Source organism: Bacteroides mediterraneensis (assembly GCF_025993685.1).
GTDB lineage: Bacteria > Bacteroidota > Bacteroidia > Bacteroidales > Bacteroidaceae > Phocaeicola > Phocaeicola mediterraneensis_A.
The window spans coordinates 3,574,112-3,599,897 of record NZ_DAJPEN010000001.1; the positions used below are offsets into that span (position 1 = coordinate 3,574,112).

16 protein-coding genes, 2 tRNA genes and 3 rRNA genes are annotated in these 25,786 nt (G+C 48.8%); 7 read left to right on the top strand and 14 right to left on the bottom strand.

The annotated features are described in order from the left end of the window. Positions 1-6: 6 nt before the first annotated feature. Together OIM59_RS15245 and topA are read right to left on the bottom strand one after the other, a co-directional pair. The gene (locus tag OIM59_RS15245) at positions 7-531 is read right to left on the bottom strand and encodes a shikimate kinase (protein ID WP_299170929.1); all 525 of its coding nucleotides are present in this window, start codon (positions 529-531) and stop codon (positions 7-9) included. Then, complete coding sequence (topA, locus tag OIM59_RS15250) at positions 531-2,861, bottom strand: type I DNA topoisomerase (protein WP_303897577.1); 2,331 nt, start codon at positions 2,859-2,861, stop codon at positions 531-533. The genes OIM59_RS15245 and topA overlap by 1 nt, the downstream gene beginning before the upstream one ends. Positions 2,862-2,986: 125 nt before the next feature. On the opposite strand from topA, the gene OIM59_RS15255 reads away from it, so the two are divergent. From OIM59_RS15255 to OIM59_RS15270, 4 genes are all read left to right on the top strand, one after another. Continuing rightward, the gene (locus OIM59_RS15255; protein ID WP_303897578.1) at positions 2,987-3,397 is read left to right on the top strand and encodes a hypothetical protein; all 411 of its coding nucleotides are present in this window, start codon (positions 2,987-2,989) and stop codon (positions 3,395-3,397) included. A 416-nt stretch (positions 3,398-3,813) separates the two neighbouring features. Then, a complete protein-coding gene (locus tag OIM59_RS15260; protein ID WP_072541255.1) occupies positions 3,814-5,205 on the top strand; it encodes a PTS galactitol transporter subunit IIC in 1,392 nt (463 codons plus the stop codon). Positions 5,206-5,228: 23 nt separating this feature from the next. Next, positions 5,229-6,149, top strand: a complete 921-nt coding sequence (gene kduI / locus OIM59_RS15265; protein WP_303897581.1) for a 5-dehydro-4-deoxy-D-glucuronate isomerase — start codon at positions 5,229-5,231, stop codon at positions 6,147-6,149. A gap of 203 nt (positions 6,150-6,352) precedes the next feature. Further along, positions 6,353-7,807, top strand: a complete 1,455-nt coding sequence (locus tag OIM59_RS15270; RefSeq protein WP_303897582.1) for an MFS transporter — start codon at positions 6,353-6,355, stop codon at positions 7,805-7,807. Between the two features lie 65 nt (positions 7,808-7,872). Here OIM59_RS15270 and OIM59_RS15275 read toward each other — a convergent pair whose 3' ends face one another. Then, positions 7,873-9,930 carry an HD family phosphohydrolase gene (locus OIM59_RS15275; protein WP_299170941.1) on the bottom strand — a complete coding sequence of 686 codons (2,058 nt, stop codon included), beginning with the start codon at positions 9,928-9,930 and terminating at the stop codon, positions 7,873-7,875. An 85-nt stretch (positions 9,931-10,015) separates the two neighbouring features. Here OIM59_RS15275 and gltX point away from each other — a divergent pair, with 85 nt between their 5' ends. Beyond that, on the top strand, positions 10,016-11,533 hold the full coding sequence (gene gltX, locus OIM59_RS15280; RefSeq protein WP_299170943.1) for a glutamate--tRNA ligase: 1,518 nt from the start codon (positions 10,016-10,018) through the stop codon (positions 11,531-11,533). An 8-nt stretch (positions 11,534-11,541) separates the two neighbouring features. Then, positions 11,542-12,762, top strand: a complete 1,221-nt coding sequence (locus OIM59_RS15285; protein WP_299170945.1) for a 3-deoxy-D-manno-octulosonic acid transferase — start codon at positions 11,542-11,544, stop codon at positions 12,760-12,762. A gap of 289 nt (positions 12,763-13,051) precedes the next feature. On the opposite strand, the gene OIM59_RS15290 is transcribed toward OIM59_RS15285, so the two are convergent. The 8 genes from OIM59_RS15290 to OIM59_RS15325 all read right to left on the bottom strand — a co-directional run bounded on the left by OIM59_RS15290 (position 13,052) and on the right by OIM59_RS15325 (position 20,764). Further along, complete coding sequence (locus tag OIM59_RS15290; RefSeq protein WP_299170947.1) at positions 13,052-13,432, bottom strand: GntR family transcriptional regulator; 381 nt, start codon at positions 13,430-13,432, stop codon at positions 13,052-13,054. Next, complete coding sequence (locus OIM59_RS15295) at positions 13,429-14,313, bottom strand: hypothetical protein (protein ID WP_299170949.1); 885 nt, start codon at positions 14,311-14,313, stop codon at positions 13,429-13,431. The genes OIM59_RS15290 and OIM59_RS15295 overlap by 4 nt, the downstream gene beginning before the upstream one ends. A gap of 10 nt (positions 14,314-14,323) precedes the next feature. Continuing rightward, positions 14,324-15,163: an ATP-binding cassette domain-containing protein gene (locus OIM59_RS15300; protein WP_177863782.1), complete on the bottom strand. Its 840-nt coding sequence runs from the start codon at positions 15,161-15,163 to the stop codon at positions 14,324-14,326. 386 nt (positions 15,164-15,549) lie between these two features. Further along, positions 15,550-15,660: ribosomal RNA gene (rrf, locus tag OIM59_RS15305) — 5S ribosomal RNA — on the bottom strand. Positions 15,661-15,821: 161 nt separating this feature from the next. Then, positions 15,822-18,704, bottom strand: a 23S ribosomal RNA gene (locus OIM59_RS15310). Positions 18,705-18,853: 149 nt separating this feature from the next. After that, positions 18,854-18,927 (bottom strand) — tRNA-Ala (locus OIM59_RS15315). Between the two features lie 83 nt (positions 18,928-19,010). Further along, positions 19,011-19,084, bottom strand: a tRNA-Ile gene (locus tag OIM59_RS15320). Between the two features lie 152 nt (positions 19,085-19,236). Next, positions 19,237-20,764 (bottom strand): 16S ribosomal RNA (locus OIM59_RS15325). The 16S, 23S and 5S rRNA genes sit together here with 2 tRNA genes alongside, the layout of an rRNA operon. 1,119 nt (positions 20,765-21,883) lie before the next feature. Between OIM59_RS15325 and OIM59_RS15330 the strand changes: the two genes are divergently transcribed. Continuing rightward, a complete protein-coding gene (locus OIM59_RS15330; RefSeq protein ID WP_022353516.1) occupies positions 21,884-22,411 on the top strand; it encodes a gamma carbonic anhydrase family protein in 528 nt (175 codons plus the stop codon). A gap of 82 nt (positions 22,412-22,493) precedes the next feature. On the opposite strand, the gene OIM59_RS15335 is transcribed toward OIM59_RS15330, so the two are convergent. From OIM59_RS15335 to OIM59_RS15345, 3 genes are read right to left on the bottom strand one after another with little or no spacing between them, the layout of a single operon-like run. Then, on the bottom strand, positions 22,494-23,528 hold the full coding sequence (locus OIM59_RS15335; RefSeq protein ID WP_303897589.1) for a low specificity L-threonine aldolase: 1,035 nt from the start codon (positions 23,526-23,528) through the stop codon (positions 22,494-22,496). Positions 23,529-23,546: 18 nt separating this feature from the next. Continuing rightward, on the bottom strand, positions 23,547-24,251 hold the full coding sequence (locus OIM59_RS15340; protein WP_072544111.1) for a response regulator transcription factor: 705 nt from the start codon (positions 24,249-24,251) through the stop codon (positions 23,547-23,549). Between the two features lie 13 nt (positions 24,252-24,264). Further along, positions 24,265-25,665 carry a sensor histidine kinase KdpD gene (locus tag OIM59_RS15345; RefSeq protein WP_303897592.1) on the bottom strand — a complete coding sequence of 467 codons (1,401 nt, stop codon included), beginning with the start codon at positions 25,663-25,665 and terminating at the stop codon, positions 24,265-24,267. Positions 25,666-25,786 lie beyond the last annotated feature (121 nt).

Sequence of the window (25,786 nt, forward strand, 5' to 3'; positions counted from 1 at the left end):
ACTTCTTTAATTTATCAAGTTTTTCAAGCGGTTTACCGCCCTGTCAATCTGTGCATAACTTTCAAGTTCTTCCGCATTGAAACGCCACTTTGCCTTCGTATAGTAGGGCAGCCGCTTTTCCAGTGCCGAAGTAATGACCTGCATCAGTTCCTCGTCCGTTTTGTTCGCCAACAACGGACGTTTGGCCTTTGCTATCTTTAAACGACGGAACAGTACCTCCGGAGATACATCCAGAAATACTGTTTCACCTGTATGATTCATATAATCCATGTTGTCGAAAAAGCAGGGTGTCCCTCCCCCGCACGCAATCAGTACGTCTTCGAACTCACCGGCTTCATGAAGCATCCGCTGTTCCAGCAAGCGGAACCCTTCTTCCCCCCGCTCCGCGAACAAATCGGAGATGGATTTGTGCATGCGCTCCTCGATATACCAGTCCAAATCGACAAACTGTAGTCCGGTAGCCGCACTGTAAGCTCTTCCCAGTGTGGTTTTGCCCGAACCCATATAGCCAATCAAGAACACCCTTTTCATTACTTCTTCTTTGCTTTTGCTCCTTTCACCTTACGCATCTCGGCTTTCTGGTTCTGCAGTTCAATGACCTTGAAGCAGGCTTCCAGATTCAAATCAGCCGGGTTCACGTTGTTCGGAATCTTATAGTTTTTCTTTTGATAAGCGATGTAAGGACCGTAACGCCCGTTCAGTATCTGCATATCCGGATTGTCCGGGAACTGCTTGATGATTTTCTGGGCCTCCTGTTCTTTCTTTTCTTTCAGCATCAGCTCCGCCTCCTCAAAAGTGACCGTCATAGGGTCTTTGTCCTTCGGGATGGAAACAAACTCATTGCCGTGACGCACATACGGCCCAAAGCGTCCCACACCGACCGAAACGGCCTGTCCGTCGAGTTCTCCCAACACCCGAGGCAGTTTGAACAGGTCGAGTGCCTCTTCCAGAGTAATGGTTTCCAGCGAATGTTCCTTATTCAGCTGAGCGAATTTCGGCTTTTCCTCATCGTCGGACGAACCAATCTGTACGACCGGGCCGAAACGGCCGATTTTTACGGAAACAGGCTTTCCTGTCTTCGGGTCCGTACCCAGCATACGTTCACCCACCTTGTGTTCGGTCTTCGTGGCCAATGTGGTTTCCACCAACGGATGGAAATTCTCATAGAACACTTCCATCAGGTCGGTCCACTTCTTTTCGCCTTCGGCCACTTCATCAAATTCTTTTTCCACGCTGGCCGTAAAGTTATAGTCCATAATCTTCGGGAAATACTGCATCAGGAAGTCATTGACCACACAACCTACATCGGTCGGTATCAGCTTGGACTTCTCGCTTCCGCTCATTTCCGTCTGAACCGTTTCATCTATGCCTTTTCCTGTCAGTTTCAACAGGGAATATTCACGCTTTACACCTTCCTTATTGCCTTTTTCCACATAACCTCGCTGCTGGATAGTGGAAATGGTGGGCGCATACGTAGACGGGCGACCGATGCCCAGCTCTTCGAGTTTACGCACCAGGCTGGCTTCCGTATAGCGTGCCGGAGCCTGACTGAAGCGCTGTACCGCCGCTATTTCCTCGCGTTGCAGGTTTTCGCCTACCTCCATCTTCGGCAGCCCGGCAGCGTCCTCCTGTTCCGTTTCTTCATCGAAGGATTCCTTATATACTTTCAAGAAACCATCGAACGTAATCACCTCGCCCACTGCCTGAAACTCATCCTCACAGCTGCTGATGCTAATGGTAGCCGTAGTCTTCTCCAGTTCCGCATCGGCCATCTGTGAAGCCAGCGTACGCTTCCAAATCAATTCATACAAACGTACTTCCTGCGAAGTGCCGTCAATCGATTCATTCGACATATACGTCGGACGGATGGCTTCGTGTGCCTCCTGTGCCCCCTTTGTCTTGGTGGCATACTGGCGTGTGTGCACGTAGCGTTCGCCCATCAAGGAAAGAATTGTATCGTGACTGGTAGACAAGGCCAGTTCGGAGAGGTTCACCGAGTCGGTACGCATATAGGTAATCAATCCGCTTTCATACAGGCGCTGTGCCAGCATCATGGTCTGTGCCACCGTGTAGCCCAGTTTGCGGGCCGCTTCCTGCTGGAGCGTGGAAGTGGTGAAAGGCGGTGCCGGCGATTTCTTCACCGGACGCGTTGTAATATCTTTGATGGTGAAATCCGCATTCTGGCATTTTTCAAGGAACTGGCGCGCTTCTTCCTTCGTCTTGAAGCGGCGTCCGAGCGTCGCACGGATATTGGCACCTTCCGCATCCTTGAACGTAGCGACCACTTTATACGAAGCCTCACTGGTAAACGCATTGATTTCACGTTCGCGTTCCACAATCAGACGCACAGCCACCGACTGCACACGGCCGGCAGAAAGGGCCGGCTTGATTTTCCGCCACAACACGGGCGACAATTCAAAACCCACAATACGGTCGAGCACACGGCGTGCCTGCTGTGCATTGACCAAATCAATATTGATGTCCCGAGGATGTTCTATCGCCTTCAGGATAGCTGTCTTCGTAATTTCATGGAATACAATTCGTCGTGTCTTCTTCGGATCCAGCTTCAACACCTCAAACAAGTGCCAGGAGATAGCCTCTCCTTCCCGGTCCTCATCGGATGCGAGCCATACCATATCGGCCTTTGCTGCCTCTTCCTTCAATTCGGACACCAGCTTCTTCTTGTCTTCCGGTATCTCGTAAATCGGCTTGAAATGATTTTTTATGTCAATACTGAACGCTTTCTGTTTCAGGTCGCGGATATGCCCGTAACTTGACAATACTTTATAGCCCTCCCCCAAAAACTTTTCGATTGTCTTAGCTTTTGCCGGAGACTCCACTATGACCAGGTTATTTTGCATGATATTCTGTATTCCGTTTTTATATTTTTCGGGACAAATGTAGAAAAAAAATTATAACCTACACGATAAACAAACTGAAAATAACTTACTTTGCAAGGGAATATCGCATTTAACTACCATAATTTATGAACAACAAAAGTATCAACAGCAACAAGCAATTCATGATAGGCAACGGAATCCTGGCCTTCGGCGTGTTTTTCATCGTATGTCTCTTTCTGTATCTGGGTTTCCGAGGCCAGTCCAAAGGAAACGAAAAGGGCAAAACCTTCGAAGGCCTCTACGCCATAGAGATAGCCAACTCCTTCAGCGGAGACAGTCTTTCGGTCTATATCAATGACAGCCTGCTGTTCAACTCCACCCTCGGAAACAGTTCCGTCAAATTTCAGGTGAAACGTTTTGCCGAAGAGAGTACCCTGATGGTGGTAGACAACCGTACCGATGAAGTGACTCCCTTCAACCTGAATGCAGCAGGAAGCCAGGTACAGATTCAAAAGAAAAACGGAAAAACCTTCATTCAGGAAACGGAAAACGAATAAAAGAATTTCTCTAAAATTCAGCTCAAATTCTCTGTCCCACACTGTGGAATACAAAAACCACACTGTGGGATACATATTTCACACTGTGAAATACAAATCCCGCAGTGTGAAACAGAGAAAAAATCCCGTCATTCCCTTTTTATTTTCTTCACATTCCATCTTTATCCTCTCTGCCCCTTTATTTTTCCCTTCTCTTCCCCGTCCGGCAAACCCGTCTTCAAATTGAAACAAATTATCTGCAGATTCTTTGAGAAAGCACGTCCGTGTGCGTAAACGAAAAAAATGTTATTAAATGAGCAAAGTTTCGAAAATAAGGTCTTTCCAATTGGATATTAGAATAAAAGGCTGTATTTTTGACACGCAATCAGATTTTTTTAACCTAAAATCCATATAATAGAGAGAATAAAAGAAAAAACATGGAACAAGTTTTTAGTTATATCATCGGGCTCGGGGCAGCCGTGATGATGCCTATTCTGTTTACCATTCTAGGAGTATGTATTGGTATCAAATTCGGCAAGGCACTGAAAAGCGGCCTGCTGGTCGGAGTAGGATTTGTGGGGCTTTCCGTAGTAACGGCCCTTCTGACCAGCAGCCTGGGGGAACCGCTGAAAAAAGTAACGGAAATTTACGGGCTGAGCCTGGGCATTTTTGACATGGGATGGCCTGCTGCCGCCTCCGTGGCCTACAACACCTCCGTAGGTGCCTTCATCATTCCAGTGTGTCTGGGTGTAAACATCATCATGCTATTGACCAAAACCACCAAGACGGTCAATATCGACTTATGGAACTACTGGCACTTTGCCTTTATCGGTGCGGTGGTTTACTTTGCTACGGAAAACATCTGGTGGGGATTCTTCTCGGCTATCATCTGCTACATCATCACCCTGATCATGGCCGACCTGACTTGCAAACAATTTCAATCTTACTACGAAAAGATGGATGGTATTTCCATCCCACAGCCTTTCTGTCAGGGATTCGTGCCTTTCGCGCTGGTCATCAACAAGGTATTGGACAAGATTCCGGGATTCGACAAGCTGAATATCGATGCAGAGGGAATGAAACGGAAATTCGGCATCATGGGAGACCCTTTGTTTCTAGGGGTCATCGTAGGCTGTGTCATCGGGGCCTTGGCCTGCAAGAACACAGATGAACTGGTGGACGGCATTCCTGCCATCCTCGGACTGGGAATCAAGATGGGGGCCGTCATGGAACTTATCCCGCGTATCACCTCTTTATTTATTGAGGGGCTGCGTCCGATATCCGATGCCACCCGCGAACTGATTGCCCGCAAGTTCAAGAACAGTGCCAGCCTGAACATCGGTATGAGTCCGGCACTGGTCATCGGCCATCCTACCACACTGGTGGTTTCCCTGCTGCTCATTCCGGTCACCTTGTTCTTGTCTGTGATACTGCCCGGCAACCAGTTCCTGCCGCTGGCTTCACTGGCCGGCATGTTCTACCTGTTCCCGGCTGTACTGCCCATCACCAAAGGAAATGTCCTGAAGACCTTCCTCATCGGGCTGGTGGCGCTGATTGTTGGCCTGTATTTCGTGACCGACCTGGCTCCCTTCTTCACACAGGCTGCCCAGGATGTGTTCATCAGAACACACGATACAGCCGTACAGATTCCGAACGGATTCCAGGGAGGAGCTCTCGACTTCGCTTCGAGCCTCTTCTCATGGCTCATTTTCCATGCGGTCTATCACTTCAAGATAGTAGGTTCGGCCATACTGGTCATTGTGACCTTGGCCATGGCTGTCTACAACCGCCGCCGTATCATTAAAGAAGCAAAACACATTGAAGAATAAAACCAATCATAAAACAAACGCTTATGAAAAAATTAGCAATGGCTATGATGCTGGGCGTGGCAGCTCTTTCGGCTAACGCCCAGGTAAACTACCGGATGCAGACTGCCTGCAACCCGCAAGACGTAAAGACATACGATACACAAAGACTGCGCAGCAGCTTCATGATGGAAAAAGTGCTGGCAGCCGATGAAATCAACGTAACTTACTCTATGTACGACCGTTTCATCTTCGGAGGAGCAATGCCGGTCAGCAAGGAACTGACCCTGGAGACCATCGACCCGCTGAAAGCTCCTTACTTCCTGTTCAACCGCGAACTGGGTGTCATCAACATTGGGGGTGACGGTATCGTTACAGTAGACGGAAAAGAATATGAGCTGAAATTCAAGGAGGCTCTTTACGTAGGCCGAGGCAAACAGAAAGTGACTTTCAAGAGCAAGGATGCCAGCAAGCCGGCCAAATTCTACATCAACTCTGCCATCGCCCACAAAGAATACAAGACACAGTGGGTTACCATCGACGGGCGCAAAGGTTCACTGAAAGCAAATTCTTTTGCTGCCGGCAAGATGGAAGAAAGCAACGACCGCGTCATCAACCAGCTGATTGTGAAGAACGTGCTGGAAGAAGGTCCTTGCCAGCTGCAGATGGGCCTGACGGAACTGAAGCCGGGTAGCGTATGGAACACCATGCCGGCCCACACGCACAGCCGCCGCATCGAAGCTTACTTCTACTTCAACGTACAGGAAGGCAACATGATTTGCCACCTGATGGGACAACCGCAGGAAGAACGCCTGGTATGGCTGGCCAACGAACAGGCCATCATGTCACCGGAATGGTCTATCCATGCAGCTGCCGGAACCAGCAACTATATGTTCATCTGGGGTATGGCCGGTGAAAACCTGGACTATGGCGACATGGACAAAATCAAATACACAGAAATGAGATAACACACCCCTCTTCCTGACCGGAAGAAAATCATGCCAGATTCCACAGACTTGTACAGCACTCGGCAAATGATGAGTCTGTAGGGTCAGTGGAATTTGTCATTTTACCTTATGTTTACAGGAATTCAGACGAATACGGATTGAATTCTTATCCGTTTTTTACAAGCGGGACGCTTGTAAAAAAGTATCTTTAATCTAATATCATTATGAGTACATTAAAAACGACAAGCGAAAAAATGAGCAACTACCGGTGGATTATCTGCTCCATGCTGTTTTTCGCCACCACGGTCAACTACCTGGACCGTCAGGTACTTTCGCTTACCTGGAAAGATTTCATCGCACCGGAATTTCATTGGACAGACACACACTACGGCATCATCACCGCCATTTTCTCCATCGTCTATGCGATTGCCAACCTCTTTGCCGGCCGTTTTGTCGACTGGCTGGGAAGCAAGAAAGGATATTTATGGGCCATCGCCATCTGGTCGGTCGGTGCCTGCCTGCATGCATTGTGCGGTTGGGCCACGGAAATGAGCGTGGGACTTCAGAATGTCAACGCCATGCTTTCCGCTTCCGGCGCACTGACCTCTACCATCGCCATTACCAGCGTGTATTATTTCATCGCCGCCCGTATCGTACTGGCTGTAGGTGAATCGGGAAACTTTCCCGCTGCCATCAAAGTTACTGCCGAATATTTCCCCAAAAAAGACCGCGCATTCTCCACTTCCATCTTTAATGCAGGAGCTACCGTAGGTGCCCTCATCGCTCCGGTCAGTATCCCTTCACTGGCCAGCTATTTCAAAAGTATAGAGGTAGGCAACGGATGGGAAATGGCCTTCATCGTAATCGGCGCGTTAGGTTTCATCTGGATGGGACTCTGGCTGTTCGTGTACAAGAAACCGCAGGAAAATGCGCATGTCAATGCGGCGGAACTGGCTTATATCCAACAGGACAAAGGCAATGAAGAAACAAGCCATACAGAAGAGGAGCCTAAGCTGTCACTCTGGCAATGCTTCAAATACCGCCAAACCTGGGCTGTCGCATTCGGCAAGTTCCTGACCGACGGCGTATGGTGGTTCTTCCTTTTCTGGACACCGGCCTATATTTCTGATGTGTACGGGTTCTCGTCCGACAGCCCCACCGCCCAGCTGCTCATTTTTGTATTGTATGCCATCACCATGCTCTCCATCTACGGAGGAAAACTGCCAACCATCATTATCAACAAAACCGGGAAAGACCCGTATGCTGCCCGTATGAGAGCGATGCTGATATTCGCCATATTCCCACTGTTTGCCCTGTTCGCACAACCGTTGGGAAACATCTCCTACTGGTTCCCGGTCATCATTATCGGTATTGCCGGAGCCGCCCACCAGTCCTGGTCGGCCAACATTTATTCCGTGGGCAGTGACATGTTCCCCAAAAGCGCCGTGGCTACCATCATCGGAATCGGCGGAATGGCCGGTGGAGTGGCTGCCTTCCTCATCAACATGTGTTCGGGTATTCTGTTCGATTATGCAGAAGCCACGCAGATGACCTTCCTCGGATTCCAGGGAAAGGAAGCAGGGTACTTCATCATTTTCTGTATCTGTGCAGTGGCCTACCTGATTGCCTGGTGCATCATGAAAGCCTTGGTGCCCAAATATGAACTGATAAAAGTCTGATTCCCGTACGTATACAAAAAAGTCACGGCCTCACTTCCGACGCCGTGACTTTTTTTCTGCCACTCTTATTTCTTCAGTTCCGGATAACTGATACGAGTATGATACATGGTTTTCAGTTTTTCCTTGAACACCGCCTTCACTGTCGCAATGTCCTTGAACGTAATCGGACATTCCTTGAAATACCCGTCTTGTACCTGACTGTCGATAATTTTCTCTACCAAAGCCGAAATGCTTTCCTCGGTGTATTCCGGCAAACTTCGGGAAGCGGCTTCCACGGAATCGGCCATCATCAGGATAGCTTGTTCCTTGGTGAACGGATTAGGCCCCGGATAGCGGAAAGCCTCCTTATCGACTTCTTCATCGGGATGTTCATTCTGGTAAGATATATAGAAATACTTGGTCAGTCCTTTCCCGTGATGCGTGCAGATGAAATCTTTTATCACCTGCGGCAAATCATGCTTGTCGGCCAATTTCATTCCGTCGGTCACATGACTGATGACAATCTGCGCACTCTGCTTGTAACTGAGCTGGTCGTGCGGATTCACGCCCGACTGGTTTTCCGTAAAGAAGGCAGGATTCATCATCTTCCCGATGTCATGGTACATGGCGCCCGTACGTACCAGCTGACTGTTGGCCCCGATACGGTTGGCCGCCGCTGCCGTCAGATTGGCCAGCTGAAGTGAATGCTGGAACGTGCCCGGTGCTACCTCCGACATCTCACGCATCAGCTTGTTGTTGATATTCGACAATTCCACCAGAGTGACATTCGAAGTAAAGCCGAATGTCTTTTCCAGGATGAACAGCAACGGATACGTAAACAACAGCAAGATACCGTTCAACATAAAGTTCATATACATGTGCGTGCTCAGCTGGGCCACTTCACTGACATGAATCAAATCGAGTGCCAGATACATCAGGGCATAGGCACATGCCACAATCAAGGCACTGCGGAACAGCTGGGAACGCTGGGACAGTTCCCGCAAGCTGTAAATGCCGGCCATACCCGCCGCCATCTGCAACAAAATAAACTCATGAGGGGTACGCAGGCAGATGGAACACAACAGAATGGTAATGACATGGGCCATAAATGCCGTACGGGAATCCAGAAAGATACGGATTATCAGCGGAATCATGGCAAAAGGCACAATATACACACTCATAAAAGCATGCTCTACCATCACAGAAGAAATTACCGGGAAGGCAATGATAATGATAAAGAGTAAAGCCAGCGTCCGGTGCTTTTTGTAATAATCACTCCGGAAAAGCTCCAGGTAAATCATGAAACAGCCTATCAGCAAAGACACGAAAAGCAATTGGCCCAGCAAGGTCAAGCGCTTCTCCGACACCGTTTCACTACGTTTGTCCCACTCCTTCTCCAGTGACTTCAAGATGTTGTAGGTACGACTGTCTATAATTTCTCCGCGGTCGATGATTTTCTGGCCGTTCATCACAAAACCGTTGGCCCACGACAATCCGCCCAATAAATCCTGTTTGGCTGCCTCCGACTTCTGAGAGTCATACACCAGGTTCGGAGCAATGTATTCATTCAAGTTGCACCGCTGCAACAGTATCCGACGGTAATGTAGCGTATCGGCAAAAATCAGAGTCTCGTAGGCCGTTTTGAAACTGTAAAGATCATTTACAGCTATCTGATTGGCCGTATTCTTATCCACCAGCTGGATGGAATGCACGCTGTCCTTGCGCAATTTTTCCCAGTCGTTGGGAGCGAAAATCCCCTTTTCATACACCACTTTCAATAACCGTTCAATGTGATGCTGGTAGGCCGGTGCCGGAATGATGCGGTGCAAACTGTCGGTATAGGCTTTCTTGAACTGCTGTATCATCCGTTCGCCTACGGTCTTATCCAACCGATAATACGGACTGTACAGACGCATGATACTGTCCTGCTCCCGCTGTACTTCAGCATCCTCCTTATAGATAGGAAAGTCGAAGGAAGCCTGCAACAGGCCATACTTCCAAGGTTTGTTGATGTCAAATTGATAGTTAAACCGTCCTTCTCGTGGTAAAAAATAGACAATCACACTTACTGTCACAATGAATATGCCCAGTTTATATAACAATCCTTTATAGGAAAACTGTCGTTCGGTCTGTAAACTTTTCATGTCAAAGAGATATTTTGCGTGCAAAATAAGAAAAAAACGGGAAAATTAGATTAATTTTGCGGCGTATTTTTAGATAAAAACCACAATGTCAGAAAGAAAAGTAAGAGTCCGTTTTGCACCGAGTCCCACAGGTGCGTTGCATATCGGCGGCGTACGTACCGCTTTGTACAATTATCTGTTTGCCCGCCAGCACGGGGGAGAACTGGTTTTCCGTATTGAAGATACCGACTCACACCGTTTCGTTCCGGGTGCTGAGGAATACATTATCGAATCGTTCAAGTGGCTGGGCATCAAGTTCGACGAAGGTGTCAGCTTCGGAGGGAACTATGGCCCGTACCGCCAGTCGGAACGCCGTGACATCTACAAGAAGTATGTGCAGGTGCTTCTGGACAACGGAAAGGCTTACATCGCTTTCGATACGCCCGAAGAACTGGAAGCCAAACGCAAGGAAATTCCGAACTTCCAGTACGATGCTTCTACGCGTAATTCCATGCGCAACTCACTGACCCTTCCGAAAGAAGAGGTGGACAAACTGATTGCAGAAGGCAAACAGTATGTGGTCCGCTTCAAGATTGAACCGAACGAAGACGTGCATGTACACGATATCATCCGCGGAGAAGTGGTCATCAACTCTTCTATCCTCGACGACAAAGTATTATATAAATCGGCTGACGAACTGCCGACTTACCATCTGGCCAACATCGTAGACGACCACCTGATGGAAATCTCACACGTAATTCGTGGAGAGGAATGGTTGCCTTCTGCTCCGTTGCACGTACTGCTGTACCGTGCGTTTGGCTGGGAAGACACCATGCCGGAATTTGCCCATCTGCCGCTGCTGTTGAAACCGGACGGAAACGGCAAGCTGAGCAAGCGTGACGGTGACCGTCTGGGATTCCCGGTATTCCCGCTTGAATGGCACGACCCCAAAACGGGAGAAGTTTCTTCCGGATACCGTGAATCGGGTTATCTGCCGGAAGCAGTCATCAACTTCCTGGCCCTGCTGGGATGGAACCCGGGCAACGACCAGGAAATCATGTCGATGGACGAACTGATTAAATTGTTCGACCTGCACCGTTGCAGCAAGGCGGGTGCCAAGTTCGACTACGAAAAGGGAAAATGGTTCAACCATGAATATATCCTGATGAAGAGCGACGAAGAAATCGCCCAGCTGTTCATGCCGATTCTGAAAGAACACGGCATCGACGCCCCGATGGATAAGGTAGTTACCGTAGTCGGACTGATGAAAGGCCGTGTAAGTTTCATCAAGGAATTGTGGGACACTTGCAAGTTCTTCTTCGTAGCTCCGACAGAATACGATGAAAAGACGGTGAAGAAACGCTGGAAAGAAGATTCAGCCGAACGCATGACCGAACTGGCCGACCTGTTGGAATCACTGGACGATTTCTCACTGGCTCATCAGGAAGAAGTGGTCATGAAATGGATTGAGGACAAAGGTTACCACCTGGGTAACATCATGAATGCTTTCCGCCTGACACTGGTAGGAGAAGGAAAAGGTCCCCACATGTTTGATATCTCAGCTGTACTGGGCAAAGAAGAAACAGTAGCACGTATGCGTCGTGCGGTAGAGGTACTCAAATAAACGAAGACATGATTTATAATTTTATCATCGCCCTTTATACAAGTGCAGTCAGATTGGCTGCACTTTTTAATAAGAAGGTGGCCCTGATGGTCAAAGGGGAAAAAGAAGCGTTCGGCATACTGGAAAAACAGATTGTGCGCGGCGAAAAATACCTGTGGTTTCACGCGGCTTCTCTAGGAGAATTTGAACAAGGCCGTCCGCTGATTGAGGAAATCCGAAAAAAATATCCACAATACAAGATTCTTCAGACCTTCTTCTCGCCTTCCGGATACGAGGTACGGAAGAATTACAAGGGAGCAGACATCGTCTGCTATCTTCCGCTCGACACACCGGGTAATGTAAAACGTTTCCTGGATTTGGCTCAGCCTTACATGGCGTTCTTCATCAAGTATGAGTTCTGGCAGAACTACCTGACGGAACTGAAACGACGGAATATTCCGGTCTACAGTGTGTCTTCCATCTTCCGGAAAGAGCAGATTTTCTTCCGCTGGTATGGGAAAAGCTACCGCAAGGTACTGAACACGTTTACCCACCTCTTCGTACAGGATGAAGCATCCGTGAAACTGTTGCAGTCCATCGGTATCACGAATACGACGATTGTCGGTGATACCCGTTTTGACCGGGTACTGGAAATCTGCCGTCAGGCCAAAGAGCTTCCTCTGGTAGAACGGTTCAAAGGCGAGCATACCGCCTTTGTAGCCGGCAGTTCCTGGGGACCGGACGAGGATATTTTCATCCCATACTTCAACGCACATCCGGAGGTGAAGCTCATCATCGCTCCCCACGTGATTGAGGAAAGCCATTTGAAAGAAATTATCGGTAAACTGAACCGTACAGTCGTACGTTACACGCAGGCCACAGAGGAGAAGGTAAAAGAAGCCGACTGCCTGCTGATTGACTGTTTCGGTCTGTTGTCTTCCATCTACCGCTACGGGGAAATCGCTTACATCGGAGGTGGATTTGGAGTGGGTATCCACAACGTACTGGAAGCAGCGGTGTACGGCATGCCGGTTATCTTCGGCCCGAACAACAAGCGGTTCCGTGAAGCACAGGGTTTGTTGCAATGCAAAGGAGGCTTTGAAATACAGGGAGCGGAAGACTTCAAGAAAATCATGGACGAGTTCCTGACCAATTACGAGACCTTGGACAAAGCAGGCAAGAAAGCCGGAAACTATGTACGAGACAATGCCGGTGCCTTGGAAAAGATTATGCATACAGTGACACTATAAATCCGTACGCATAAAATAAAAAGGAGCTGTAGAAAGGAAAGACACTGTTCAGAATTTTGTGAAAATAAAAACAGGATTCAGTTGTAAGTTCTTCTTATAACTGGATCCTGTTTTTATTTACATAAGTATAAACTGGTTCCACTTGAAAAATCCGATAGAATTATTAAACGGTCCAACGTGTCCATCACAAACCATCACTGTCTGACATGACCGCGAACTGTGGCCGCTATACCCCTCTCACCGATAATGCAGATACAGTGGCATTAAGTTTGTCCGCTAGAAAGTAGACCTACTCCGAATCCTTCCTCCGTTCTTCTTGATAAGTTGCATACATCTCTGCCAAGGTTTCCATCGGGATATGCAGCAAATACATCTCCTTGAATACATCGGGCAATACTTGCTGGAGGAAGGTTTCTTTCCGAAGTGCCACAATCTTCTGTGCAGCCCCGGTAGACACGAAATAGCCTAATCCCCGTTTGTTGTAAATAATGCCCTGATTCTGCAAGTAATCATACGTACGAACCACCGTATTGGCATTGACCTCCACCACGCCCGCATATTCACGTACTGACAGGATGCGTCCTTCTTCCTTGTACACATTCTGAAGAATCTCATCCATGATACGGTCGGCTATCTGCAAATAAATCGGTTTATTTTCTTTAAAAGTCATAGGCGCCACAGTTTTCGTTTAACCACTTGTGAACGGGTAAACAGCCGGTACGATAGCCACCAGTTGAAAAGAGTAAACAAGAGAAAGAAAGCAGCAATTGATGCCAACACTCCATCTACAAATTGGGGGGTATCCTGGAAGTGCTCCTTTATCCACTCTGAAAAACGAATTAAAGATCCTCCTTCTGCCAGACTGGCAAACATAATTCCTCCGAGAATCGTCACTGCCAGACAGGTTCCGATAGTTTTCAAAAAAGGATGCTTATACCAAAAACTCCCTCCCAAGATGAAGAGGGAATGATTCCACAGGGAGAATATCCATACGAGCAGCTGCATCAACCACCAAGAATATACGGGTTCGCCTGTTGCGTCTACCGAAGCATGTGTAGCCCATTTCATGGAAAATACTTCCACTAATATCGGCTGGCTATATATGGCAGGTAAATCAAACAAAGGCAGCAACAGGTAATGAGTAAGTTCCAATGCCAGCAAGGCTACCAGCACCATCAACAACGTACCTATGGTCACCAATACCGCCCTCGAAAAAAACTTCTCCAGCTTTGTAGACGGAAGCAGCAAATAAGAGATGCGGTTCTCCTTGCTATCCATGCATCTCATAATTCGGGAAGCATAGAAAATCATCGCAAAACTCACTACCATGCCAATTACTCCTAGCATATTGCCACAAAAGCGATGAAAGGAATAAACCTCCGGAAAACCTGTCTCTACCCAATCCTCTGCCGACCACAAAAAGCCCAACATCGGGAAAAAGAAGGCCGCAAAGATACCCAGCAAGCCATAAAGGTTACTTTTCCAGTTCTCTATCAAATCGCGTTGCATAATATTCCGCACGCGTGCCATACTAAAAGTTGTATCCATCATGTCGTGTCGTTTATTTATCATTAAATATCGCTTGTATTTTCTCACGTTCCGTCAACAGAGCGTTGAACAGCAACTCCAGATTCAACGGACTTTCTTCTCCCGAAAGGTTAGGCCATATCACGCTGTTTCCATGTACGGATGGCTGTACAAAAAGAGCATCGTCTGTCGGCTCATTCATCCCTTGTTCCGCAAATAAGAGCTTGTCCGTAATGTCTACTACCGAACGATTCAGCAGCACCTCATTCCCTTCGATTACCACCACCTGATCCAACAAACGGTCAATATCCCTTACCTGATGCGTAGAAACCACCACCGATTTTTCCTCCGTCATCCCCGAAGCGATGACTTTACGGAACTGACTTTTGGAAGGAATATCCAGTCCGTTGGTCGGTTCATCCATCAAAAGTAAGGAAGTATTAGCCGCCAGTGCAAAACACATGTAAGCCTTTTTCTTCTGTCCCATGGACAACTCTCCCAAGTGAATGTCCTCATTCAGCTCAAAATCATTCAAACAGGTTCGCAACAGTTCCCGACTGAAACGAGGATAAAACGGAGCGTTTACTTTCACAAACTGCTGCAGGCTCAAATTGGGCAAGGTAAATTCTTCCGGAACCAGATAGAGATCGGACAAAGTCGCCGGCAGACGCTTTTGTACATCTATTCCTTTCATCCAGACACTGCCACCTTGCGGACGTAACAAACCACTCATCAAATAGAGTAAAGTAGATTTACCCGTCCCATTCTTTCCCAAAAGGCCTATCACCTTTCCTGCCTCCATTTCCAGGGAAAAATCCTGGAAAATGGAAGCTTTCTTTCCATAACTGAAGGTCAATCCTTCGATTCTTATCATAGACGTGTTCATGTTGTTGATTAATGATATTAGTGTAATAGTTTAATAGTACACCGCAAATGTAATGCTTTTTCTTAAATCCACAATCAGAAACGAAGTTTTTAACAAAAGAAGGCGGATTAAATCCAAATCTCCAGTCTTTTGAGATCTATCAGAAGGGAAAAAGGAAAAAGACAAGAACATCCTACGACAAAACAGAAAATAGCGTCAGAGAAGAGAAAAAGGGCTTAAAAGAGGAAGTCTATAGACAAAGCAGCCAACGAAAAAAGGAAACGACAGAAAAAGGGAGAACAAGTTTTCCGTGAAGAAAGAAGCGGAGACTTCCTGAATGATCCGCAAGGGCACAAAAAAAGCCCCGAGATATTGCTATCTCGAGGCTCTCTGTAAAACGGCGACTACCTACTCTCCCACTTGTACGCAGTACCATCGGCGTGGCGAAGCTTAACTTCTCTGTTCGGAATGGGAAGAGGTGGAACCTTCGCGCCATAGTCACCTTAATATCCTTTCAATTAATAATGAATAATGAATAATGAACATAATGACCTATCCATTCTCCTTATCAATCATATTTCATCATGACTTACAAGCAAGCAATCTCAGCACTCGGCTGAACGTATATATCATCCTTACGATGTCTGTTCCATCCGCCCGGCGCGGATAAGGAAAGCTGACGGGCAATTAGTAATGCTCGGCTTTGCTGTCTCCAGCTTTACACCTGCATCCTATCAACGTTGTCGTCTTCAACGACCCTGAGAAATCTAATCTTGTGGCCGGCTTCGCACTTAGATGCTTTCAGCGCTTATCCGATCCCGACTTGGATACCCGGCGATGCGCCTGGCGGCACAACCGGCAAACCAGAGGTCGGTCCAACACGGTCCTCTCGTACTAGTGTCAGAGCCACGCAAATTTCATACGCCCACGATAGATAGAGACCGAACTGTCTCACGACGTTCTGAACCCAGCTCGCGTGCCACTTTAATGGGCGAACAGCCCAACCCTTGGGACCTTCTCCAGCCCCAGGATGTGACGAGCCGACATCGAGGTGCCAAACCACTCCGTCGATATGAGCTCTTGGGAGGGATCAGCCTGTTATCCCCGGAGTACCTTTTATCCTTTGAGCGATGTCCCTTCCATACGGAAACACCGGATCACTATGCTCTAGTTTCCTACCTGCTCGACCTGTCTGTCTCCCAGTCAAGCGCCCTTATGCCATTACACTCTGCGGACGGTTACCGATCGTCCTGAGGGCACCTTTAGAAGCCTCCGTTACGCTTTTGGAGGCGACCACCCCAGTCAAACTACCCACCAAGCAATGTCCTCCAACCCGGAGTTAGAACTCAAACAAACGAAGGGTCGTATTTCAACAGCGGCTCCACGAACACTGGCGTGCCCGTCTCTCAGCCTCCGACCTATCCTACACATCGCGTGCCCAAATTCAATGCTAAGCTATAGTAAAGGTTCACGGGGTCTTTTCGTCCCATCGCGGGTAATCGGCATCTTCACCGATACTACAATTTCACTGAGCTCACGGTTGAGACAGCGTCCGGATCATTACACCATTCGTGCAGGTCGGAACTTACCCGACAAGGAATTTCGCTACCTTAGGACCGTTATAGTTACGGCCGCCGTTTACTGGGGCTTCAATTCAATGCTTCTCTTGCGATGACATCTCCTCTTAACCTTCCAGCACCGGGCAGGTGTCAGGCTGTATACCTCTACTTTCATATTCGCACAGCCCTGTGTTTTTGTTAAACAGTTGCCTGGACCTATTCTCTGCGCCCTCCCATTTCTGGGTAGGGACCCTTTATCCCGAAGTTACAGGGTCAGTTTGCCTAGTTCCTTAACCGTGATTCACTCAAGCGCCTTAGTATATTCAACCCGACTACGTGTGTCCGTTTGCGGTACGGGTACCTCTGAAGTTATGTTTAGCGGATTTTCTCGGCAGTCTGCTTACCCGCGCTATCGCCGCTTCCCGAAGGAGTTGGCGTACTATCAGGTTCGGCTCTTTCCGTGGATTTGCCTGCGGAAATCAATGCCTACACCCTTCAACCGGCTATTCCGTCAGCCGGCGGCGGTGTCACTGCTGCTTCCCCACGTCACCCTCAAAGGTAGTAACGGAATATTAACCGTTTCTGCCATCGGCCTCGCCGTTCGGCTGAGCCTTAGGACCCGACTTACCCTGATCCGATTAGCGTTGATCAGGAAACCTTAGTCTTTCGGCGAGGGGGTTTCCCACCCCCTTTATCGTTACTTATACCTACATTTGCTTTTCCATACGCTCCAGAGTGGCTCACGCCACGCCTTCGACGCCGAATGGAATGCTCCCCTACCAACCATTGCTGGTTCCACGGCTTCGGTAGACAACTTAATACCCGATTATTATCCACGCCCGATTCCTCGACTAGTGAGCTGTTACGCACTCTTTAAATGAATGGCTGCTTCCAAGCCAACATCCTAGCTGTCTTAGCAATCAGACTTCGTTAGTTTAACTTAGCTGTCATTTCGGGACCTTAGCCGGTGGTCCGGATTCTTCTCCTCTCGGGCACGGACCTTAGCACCCATGCCCTCACTCCCGCGGTAGAACTGATGCGCATTCGGAGTTTGTCAGGACTTGATAGGCGGTGAAGCCCTCGCATCCAATCAGTCGCTCTACCTCACATCAGTAACCCGCGAGGCTGCACCTAAATGCATTTCGGGGAGTACGAGCTATCTCCAAGTTTGATTAGCCTTTCACCCCTACCCTCAGCTCATCCAGAAGCTTTTCAACGCTTATTGGTGCGGACCTCCATCTGGTGTTACCCAGACTTCATCCTGGCCAAGGGTAGATCACTTGGTTTCGCGTCTGCCGCATCTGACTTGACGCCCTATTCAGACTCGCTTTCGCTTCGGCTCCGGGACTCGTGCCCCTTAACCTTGCCAGACACGGCAACTCGTAGGTTCATTATGCAAAAGGCACGCCGTCACGCTTGCGCGCTCCGACCGCTTGTAGGCGCACGGTTTCAGGTACTCTTTCACTCTTCTGTTCGAAGTGCTTTTCACCTTTCCCTCACGGTACTGGTTCGCTATCGGTCTCTCGGGAGTATTTAGCCTTGCCGGATGGTCCCGGCGGATTCACGCAGGATTCCTCGTGTCCCGCGCTACTCAGGATACCGCTACGCTTCCTCTCGCTTCGAATACCGGACTCTCACCGTCTTCGGTCTGATTTTCCAAACAGTTCTTCTCACGAGATGTCTTGCGATGTCGCGGTCCTACAACCCCCCGGATGCCGTAACATCTGAGGTTTGGGCTATTCCCCGTTCGCTCGCCACTACTGGGGGAATCATTGTTATTTTCTTTTCCTGCAGGTACTAAGATGTTTCAGTTCCCTGCGTTAGCCTCCATCTGAGGATGGATGATGCGTCTTCAACACATCGGGTTGTCCCATTCGGAAATCCGCGGATCAAAGGTTATTTGCACCTCCCCGCGGCTTATCGCAGCTTATCACGTCCTTCATCGCCTCCGAGAGCCAAGGCATCCGCCATGCGCCCTTTCCTACTTTCCTTATCACGTGCACACTCCGTCTTCCGACGGGTGCGGGATGATATATACTTTTAGCTTTCGTACTAAAATTACTTTTTGCTTGTTACATCATGTCATAGACCGTTTCTTCAATGAACTTTTAATTATTCATTATTAAAAGTCAGTTGATTGTGGAGAATAACGGATTCGAACCGTTGACCCCCTGCGTGCAAAGCAGGTGCTCTAGCCAGCTGAGCTAATCCCCCGTTTTTTGCGGCTGCAAAGGTAAGCATTTTCCTTCGTTCCTGCAAAATTTTAAGGAAGTTTTTTTCGCTTCCTTTCTTCGAGGTAGTCCCAGGCAGAGTTGAACTGCCGACCTCTACATTATCAGTGTAGCGCTCTAACCAACTGAGCTATAGGACTGTTTCAATTAATAATTAAAAATGAATAATTAATAATTGGATGATTTCAGTTCAACCTCGTCCGTTCCGACTCGGCTTCATCTTTCTCTCTTCATATCGAAAAACAAACTCATCTGCAGCACAAGGCAAGAACCTTCGTCGGTCCCTCTCCAGAAAGGAGGTGTTCCAGCCGCACCTTCCGGTACGGCTACCTTGTTACGACTTAGCCCCAATTACCAGTTTTACCCTAGGGCGCTCCTTGCGGTTACGCACTTCAGGTACCCCCGGCTTTCATGGCTTGACGGGCGGTGTGTACAAGGCCCGGGAACGTATTCACCGCGCCGTGGCTGATGCGCGATTACTAGCGAATCCAGCTTCGTGGAGTCGGGTTGCAGACTCCAGTCCGAACTGAGAGAGGCTTTCGGGATTGGCATCCGGTCGCCCGGTAGCTGCCTTCTGTACCCCCCATTGTAACACGTGTGTAGCCCCGGACGTAAGGGCCGTGCTGATTTGACGTCATCCCCACCTTCCTCACATCTTACGATGGCAGTCTGTCCAGAGTCCTCAGCACTACCTGATAGTAACTGGACACGAGGGTTGCGCTCGTTATGGCACTTAAGCCGACACCTCACGGCACGAGCTGACGACAACCATGCAGCACCTTCACAGACGCCTTGCGGCTTACGGGTTTCCCCGTAATTCGTCTGCAATTCAAGCCCGGGTAAGGTTCCTCGCGTATCATCGAATTAAACCACATGTTCCTCCGCTTGTGCGGGCCCCCGTCAATTCCTTTGAGTTTCACCGTTGCCGGCGTACTCCCCAGGTGGGATACTTAACGCTTTCGCTAAGCCGCTGACAGTCTATCGCCAACAGCGAGTATCCATCGTTTACCGTGTGGACTACCAGGGTATCTAATCCTGTTTGATACCCACACTTTCGAGCCTCAACGTCAGTCGCGGCTTAGCAGGCTGCCTTCGCAATCGGGGTTCTTCGTGATATCTAAGCATTTCACCGCTACACCACGAATTCCGCCTGCCTCAACCGTACTCAAGGACGCCAGTATCAACTGCAATTTTAAGGTTGAGCCCCAAACTTTCACAGCTGACTTAACGACCCGTCTACGCTCCCTTTAAACCCAATAAATCCGGATAACGCTCGCATCCTCCGTATTACCGCGGCTGCTGGCACGGAGTTAGCCGATGCTTATTCATAAGGTACATACAAACACCCACACGTGGGTGACTTTATTCCCTTATAAAAGAAGTTTACAATCCGTAGGACCTTCATCCTTCACGCTACTTGGCTGGTTCAGGCTCGCGCCCATTGACCAATATTCCTCACTGCTGCCTCCCGTAGGAGTTTGGACCGTGTCTCAGTTCCAATGTGGGGGACCTTCCTCTCAGAACCCCTATCCATCGTCGACTAGGTGGGCCGTTACCCCGCCTACTATCTAATGGAACGCATCCCCATCGCTTACCGATAAATCTTTAATCTTATTTGCATGTGCGCTTAAGATACCATCGGGTATTAATCTTTCTTTCGAAAGGCTATTCCCGAGTAAGCGGAAGGTTGGATACGCGTTACTCACCCGTGCGCCGGTCGCCATCAAACTTAGCAAGCTAAGTTCATGCTGCCCCTCGACTTGCATGTGTTAAGCCTGTAGCTAGCGTTCATCCTGAGCCAGGATCAAACTCTTCATTGTAAAATATTTTCTTACCCTTGCGGGTATTGTTGATTCTGTTCCAGGAAACCGATTCTTTCATATCCTTTTCAGGTTATTGACGGTTCTTGTTTCATCCCATATATACATTATATATAAGACTACTTCTTGTACTACATCTTCGTTTGTTTATCTAAAGTCTTTCAAAGAACTATCTTTTCTTGAGCTCCCGTTTTCAGCGGGAAAGCGTTTGCAAAGGTAAGGCGTTTTTTCTTTCCCTCCAAATTTTTCCGAAGTTTTTTTTCGGAAAAGTTTCTCGGGAGGACCTCGCGGGGCTTATCCGTTTCTCGCTCCCTTGCCGTCTTGCAAGGTAAGATACTCGGGTGCAGCGCCTTTGGAAGTCTGCCTCTCTTCACCAGTCTGTCATTCTCAGCGGCTCTCCCTCTCGAAAGCGGTTGCAAAGGTACGCACTTTTTCCGATCCTGCAACTTTTATCACACTCTTTTTTGAAGAAATTTTTGAAGATTTTTATAAGCACCTGGAAAAGAGCTTGTTGCAGGTGAATATTTTTTGAGGTCTACAAAAAGGAACGGAAACGACACTACATTATGTATTTCGCGCGGGCGTGTGCACGCGCACATGAACGCATGTGTAATAAAGAAAAGGCAAGGATGCACACCGAACCGGTACAAGAGAACAGCGGAAACACGAAAAATCCTGCACGAAATTTCTTTGCACGAAGGCCAAAAACCGGAAAAACATCCGAGAACGCAGGAAACAGAGGCACCAGTCCATCGTAAAAGCCGTGATTTTCTCATACAGTATTCGAGAAAACACTTCAAAAATCTTTCACTGCAAGGACATATCTGGACAAACCTCCCGACTTTTTCTATGTTTTCCTTTCGGGAAACGTAGGTTTCCGCCGGGGAAAACATACGTTTCACGGCAGGAAAACGTACGGCTCCCCTACCGGAAACCTAGAAAACATAAAGAAAAAAGAGAGCTATCGCCCTAGCATTTCAGAAAAATAGTCCCTCCCTGAAAGAATCAGCCCTGTCAGCATTCAACTTCTACGGAAAAAGCTGCTGCAAGACCTACAAAAATCATAGAGAATTCCCAAAAATCTACTAACTTAGGCCGCTCTATCAAACGAATCAACTTATGGCACTTATAAAATCTGTCAGAGGATTTACTCCTCAAATCGGCGAAAACTGTTATCTGGCCGACAACGCCACGATTATTGGCGACGTAGTAATGGGACGAGACTGTAGCGTATGGTTCAATGCCGTACTTCGGGGCGATGTGAACTCCATCCGCATCGGCGACCGAGTGAACATCCAAGACGGCACCGTACTCCACACCTTGTATGAAAAATCGACTGTGGAAATCGGCAACGACGTATCCATCGGCCACAACGTGACGCTTCACGGAGCCTGCGTACACGACAATGCCCTGATTGGCATGGGGTCTACCCTACTCGACCATGCTGTAGTGGGAGAAGGAGCCATCGTAGCTGCCGGTGCCCTGGTGTTGGCAAACACCGTCATCGAGCCCCACACCCTCTGGGGAGGTGTTCCGGCCAAGTTCATCAAGAAAGTCGATCCGGCACAAAGCAAGGAACTCAACCAGAAAATTGCCAACGGCTACCTGATGTATGCCTCTTGGTTCAAGGAAGAAGAGGCGAAATAAACACAGCCGGTCCCGCAATACGCTATGGTAAAAACCGATGGCTTTGCGAGGCCGGCTGCCTGATTCCTCTATTTACCGGCGGTTATTTCTTTTTCAGTTCTTCCAGCAATTCCGCTACATCTTCTTCGCGGGTAGCCCAACTGGTCGCGATACGTACCACTGTCGTTCCGTCGGCACGTTTTTCCCAGACTTCAAAGCCCACGCGCTGCACCAGTCTCTCAAACAAACTGTTTTCGAGCGTAACAAACAACTGGTTACTCTGCGGACGAATGAAAAATGTATAGCCGTATGCCTTCAGACCTTCCACAATCCGCTCCGCCATATCGATGGCATGACGGGCTATCTTTACATACAATCCGTCGGTAAACAAGGTATCGAACTGCAAGCCCAGCAGACGTCCTTTGGCCAGCAACACGCCCCGCTGCTTGATAATGGTATCAAACTGACGAATCATCCCGGGTTGCGGAATCACCACGGCTTCTCCAAACAACGCTCCTACCTTAGTTCCTCCGATATAGAAAATATCACACAAGGCAGCGATGTCCTTCAAGGTCACATCCGTACCCCGTGCTGCCAGTCCGTAACCTAGACGGGCCCCATCCAAAAACAACGGAATCTTATGCTTGCGGCATACGGCAGACAAAGCCTTCAGTTCCTCCAAGGTGTACAGCGTACCGTACTCCGTCGGATGCGAAATGTACCCCATTCCCGGTGCCACCATGTGGTCCCAACTCGGGTCTTGATAAAAAGCTGTCACATAACGGTCTACCTCCGCCGCATCCAGTTTACCTTCGTGGTGAGGCAAAGCCAGCACCTTATGGCCTCCCGCTTCCACCGCTCCGGCTTCATGCTGGTTGATGTGACCGGTTACAGCCGCAATCACACCCTCATACGGACGCAGCACTGCCGTGATGACCGTGGCATTGGTCTGCGTACCTCCCACCATGAAATGCACTTCTGCCTGCGGACAGCCACATGCCTCCGCAATTTTCCGACGGGCCGAAGCACAATACTCATCCGTGCCGTAACCCGAAGTTTTTTCCATATTCGTCTGACTCAAGCGCTCCAAAATCAACGGATGCGCTCCTTCCATGTAATCACTCTTAAAATATTGCATATTCGTTTTGTATTTAAATTAAACTTTTCTTTCTTCCAATATCAAACCGACACCCTTCACGGTCTTCAGCTCCACTGCCTCATCGTCCGCCAGCAATTTGCGCAGACGCGACACGAAGACATCCAGGCTGCGCGAGGCGAAATAATCCTCCTCCGTATTCCACAGACGCGACAAGATAACCTCCCGCCGGACTACCTGCCCCTTGTGCTCGCACAACATACGGAGCAAATCGGCCTCCCGCACCGTCAGCATACGTTCTTCTCCGCTTTTCTGCTTCAAGACTCCACGTGTGGTATCAAACGAGAACAGTCGCCCGATGGATACCTCCGGCACTTCCTTCTGCACCTGCAGGCCCCGGGTCAGTTTCAACAAAGCCGTGACATGCGCATGCAGTTCCTCGGCCAGAAAAGGCTTCTTGACATAGTTATTCACACCCAGTTCATAACCTTTCACCACATCTTTCGGAGATACACGGCCGGAAGTAAACAAGATGGGAATATGCTCATCCTCTTCCCGGATACGTTTCACCATCTCATACCCGTCCATCACCGGCATCTCAATATCGGCCACGATGACATCCGGCTGTTCCGCCTTCCACACCGCCAGTCCTTCCTCACCATTGGCTGCCGTCAGCACTTTATACCCGCCAATCATATCCTCCAAGCCCCCCTGAATGATATAACACAGGTTCGCATCGTCTTCCACCAACAGCAGTTTGATTATCTGTTCTTCCATATTATTGTTCCTCTTTTTTATCGTCCATGGCACTCTCTGGAGGGAAAACCAACGTAAACCGACTGTATTCGCCCTCCATGCTTTCCAGTGTCACCCGCCCGTCGTGTGCCTCCATAATCCGGAGCACATAGTTCAGTCCCAGTCCGAAGCCGGGAGCACCTCCAGAACGGCTGCGCGCACTGGCTTCCGCCCGTTCATATTTCTCAAAAATCTTCCGCTGGTCTTTCAAAGGAATACCGAAGCCATTGTCGGCCACCATCACACAGACGGTTCCATCAGCTTTCCGTGTCGAAACGAACGTAATCTCCACCGACTCACCCGAATACTTCAATGCATTGTCTATCAGGTTACTGAGTGCTTCTTTCAGAAATTCCTCGTCCGCCCAGACCGTCTCCTCCTGCAAATGCCAGACAAACGTCACCGGCTTGGTTGCCTTCGCCTTGTACTTCTCCGCCAAGTCCTCCAAAATCGGCCGCAGCAAACAATCCGCTTGCTGCAACTTCAATGCATGATTCTCCAGCTTGGAAAGCGTCAGCACCTTGTTAGTCAACGCCAGCAGATGCTCTCCTTCCTCTTTCACAATACGAAAATAACGTTCCTTCTTTTCCGGCTGTCCGTCCAGACGTCCGCTTTCCAGAATCTCCGTTCCCATCAGGATGGAACTCAGTGGCGTCTTCATGTCGTGAATCATGGCATACGAGAAATCCTCCCTCATCTTGGCTATCTTATCCTGCCGGATAATGACACGAATCTGATACACAATACAGATAATGACCAGTACCATAATCAGCACCGTGGCAATCAGCAGCAGCGTCATACGCTGGAAAATCACCCAATAAGGATTCAGAATCACCCCTTGCAGATAACGAGTATGTGCCATGTCGAGAGCCACCGGTTGCGTTTTCAAGTATTGCTGTCCCTCCAACTTTGCCTGTGGAGAGGATGCCCGCAACACATTCCCCAACGAATCCGTCATACAAGTCGACACCTTGGCCGAGATACCGACCGAGTCAAGCAGGTGGGCATAAATGGAATCCAAACGATGCAAGGACACATCCATCTTGAACGTATTCAACACCCCTTCCTGCAGGGCGATAAAGACCGCCGATTCGATGAACTGGCGCGTTTCCGGAGTGGAAGACTGCAGCGTATCGCTGTCCTCCACCTCCTCTTCCAGTTTAAATTGAAAAGTGTATGTAGAATCCTTCTTCCCATGAAATTGTTTCCAGAGGCTCATCCGACAGAAAGTTTCCTGAAGCGCCGCATCCTTGAAAAGCTCATGACTTTGCCGCATGACATTCTCCCGTGTCAGCTTGTAAGTATTGACCAGCCAGACATACTGCAGTTCGACAATCGCAATCAGTCCCACTACCGCAATCCAGCGAATGTGTTTCATCTTCATAACCGTATATTCTTCACGTAAACGAAAGCCATTAACGTAGCGTTAACCTTGCCTTAACCCAAAAAGCGAAACGGGCTTTTTAGTTTTGCAGTGTCAAAGATAATGAAAGATAAAGACACGA